This window comes from Colwellia sp. BRX8-7, assembly GCF_014077275.1.
Lineage (GTDB): Bacteria > Pseudomonadota > Gammaproteobacteria > Enterobacterales > Alteromonadaceae > Colwellia_A.
The window spans coordinates 1-2,456 of sequence record NZ_JACGVP010000052.1 but is presented as its reverse complement, the minus strand read 5'-3'; the positions used below and the strand labels follow the sequence as shown (position 1 = coordinate 2,456).

At 36.6% G+C, this 2,456-nt stretch carries 3 protein-coding genes; all 3 read left to right on the top strand.

What is annotated here, in order from left to right; genetic code table 11:
- Positions 1-265 precede the first annotated feature (265 nt).
- Positions 266-511 carry an AlpA family transcriptional regulator gene (locus H4J57_RS19285; protein ID WP_070374983.1) on the top strand — a complete coding sequence of 82 codons (246 nt, stop codon included), beginning with the start codon at positions 266-268 and terminating at the stop codon, positions 509-511.
- A complete protein-coding gene (locus tag H4J57_RS19280; protein WP_182243960.1) occupies positions 504-803 on the top strand; it encodes a hypothetical protein in 300 nt (99 codons plus the stop codon). Before H4J57_RS19285 ends, H4J57_RS19280 begins: the two co-directional genes overlap by 8 nt.
- Positions 796-2,456, top strand: a 1,661-nt coding sequence (locus H4J57_RS19275; RefSeq protein WP_182243959.1) for a replication endonuclease, incomplete at its 3' end; no start/stop codon positions are given. The genes H4J57_RS19280 and H4J57_RS19275, both read left to right, overlap by 8 nt.

The following is a 2,456-nucleotide window of genomic DNA, read 5'->3' as shown; positions in this document are numbered from 1 at the left end:
GAAGACTTTGGGGACTATCGGACATTTGACAAATATAACTTACTACAAGAAATGTCAGGTGATGATATTGAATGGGAAGATAAAAAAGGTAAACCGAGAAAGTCTATAAGTGCTAAAGGATTAGCAAACAGACTTACATCAGCAAGGAAACTGATAAATAATAACTAATTTTCCGCTTTAAGCTCATCCTATTCCGCTTTAAGCTCATCCTAAAAAAAACGGTCGGTATAACTTTCCATGAACTTAAACGTACATGGAGGCAATTATGCCTACAACACAAAACAAACGCGCATTATCAGAAATAGAAACCGCCGAATATATCGGTATGAGTCGTTCTTTCTTACGTCAATCACGTATGGAAGGAAACCGCGAAAATAGAACCCCAGCTCCACCCTTTATTAAGATTGGTCGCGCCGTTCGTTATATAAAAGACGATTTAGATAATTGGCTAAACAGTTTTTATCGAATGGAACATTTAGGGCAAAAGCCTGTGGGAGATTCCCATGCCTAAATTAAGCAAAGAGCAGTTTAGGTTACTTCTATGGTTAACCTTACCGTCTAGTTTCTTTGAAGTCACAAGTGACCACCATTTACATGATGTTCTTTATAATGGTTTGCATAACTATAAGGATGAGAAAGGGAAACGATATAAATTTGATATCAGAACCTTACAGGCATTAGCTGCAAATAAGCTTGTTGACTTTGAAACGGTTTATTATTGTGGGTTGGAGTGGACGCGATACACGATAACGGATGCAGGAAAACTATTAACATTAAACATGACAGCAGATTGTTATGTTTAATAAATCTAAAATTGTATCTTGTATTGAAGGCGCTGTTGTTCATGAAGTAATAGCGCCTTATTTAACGGGGACAGATAAGCTCAATGATGACTTTTTGATCCAACGCTTATCTATGTTTTCATATTCAATACAAGCCATTATTTTGAAAAATGGTTTTGACCAAAAAACTGTTAAAGAACGCAATATTTATATACGTAAATCGACGGATGATTTGTACGCTTTATTACCGAAGAAATTGTCACACTTATTTTTTTCTCACGATAATAATATCCAGACGCTTGCTAAAGAATGTTCGACATATTGTAGAAAGGTTATTATTGACCCACAAAACGAAACCTTCTTAACGTTACAGCATGATAAAACCGTTAACGGAAAAAACAGAACAAATAAAGGCGATATAAGGACAAATCCGTTATCTAAAAACTCCGTTAACGAAAAGTCTCGCTCACTCAATTCCGTTAACGGAATTTCTACCCTATACAAAAACTTCACTCAAGAGGAGCGCAGTTTCGTATACGAATACCTTGCTCGTTATGTAACGACATTCAACATTGAACCACCTAAGTCCACTAACATTATTAAAGTATCAGGTTGCTTAAAACGATTAGCGGATAACCGTTGGTGGTTAAGACGTATAAGAACAATGATAAATCAAGCAAATGAAAAAGCGGCGATATTGCTTAATCTCGTAAATAGTAAAAAACAAATTTACTCAAGTGATATCACCACAAAAAATCGCCTGACACAGATAGCGAGAAATGAACAACTATTAAGCTCACATTATATTATTAATGACGAAGGTCAGCGATTTTCCTTAAAAGAAATATCCGATATGAATGTTTCTAATCCAGAAGTGAAAAAAGCGGAGTTAATCAATCGTTGTAGAGGGTTTGAAGACTTATCGATGGAGTTCGGACATGACGGTTTATTTGTCACCATTACGTGCCCTTCAAAATTCCATCGTGCTTATTCAAAGTCAGGCGCTAAAAATCCTAAATGGGATGGTTCAATGCCAGATGAAGCTCAACGTTATTTAAATAAAGTTTGGTCGAGAATACGAGCCGAGCTAAAACGGAAAAACATTTCTATTTATGGCTTTAGGGTTGTAGAGCCTCAACACGATGGAACGCCACATTGGCACTGTTTGTTTTTCACAGAGCCTACTAGTCTTAAAAATCTTGAACAAATTATTCGTTTATATTCACTTCAAGAAGACGGAGATGAAAAAGGCGCATTAGAAAATCGTTGTGACTTTAAAAAAGTAGACCCAAAGAAAAATGCCACTGGATATATTATGAAGTACATCGTCAAGAATATTGACGGGAAAGGGCTTGTTAAAGACAAATTTGGTAATGACTCAATCACTACAGCGATACGTATTAATGCGTGGGCGTCGTGTTGGTGTATTCGTCAGTTTCAACAGATTGGCGGTGCCAGTGTATCTGTATGGCGTGAATTGAGACGATTAAAAGCCTCAATCTTCCCTGACTCAATTCTTGAGAAAGCACGTGTTGCAGCTGATACAAGTAATTGGAATGGCTATATCAAAGCGATGGGGGGAATATTCACCCCGACTAGAAATCATCCGATTAAATTGCATTATGATGTAAATATAAATTTTGATACGGGGGAATGCTCACAAAGTTATTATGA

Excerpts from the sequence above, each read along its gene's own strand:
- H4J57_RS19285 (WP_070374983.1), top strand. The coding sequence starts at position 266 with ATGCCTACAACACAAAACAAACGCGCATTATCAGAAATAGAAACCGCC.
- H4J57_RS19280 (WP_182243960.1), top strand. The coding sequence starts at position 504 with ATGCCTAAATTAAGCAAAGAGCAGTTTAGGTTACTTCTATGGTTAACC.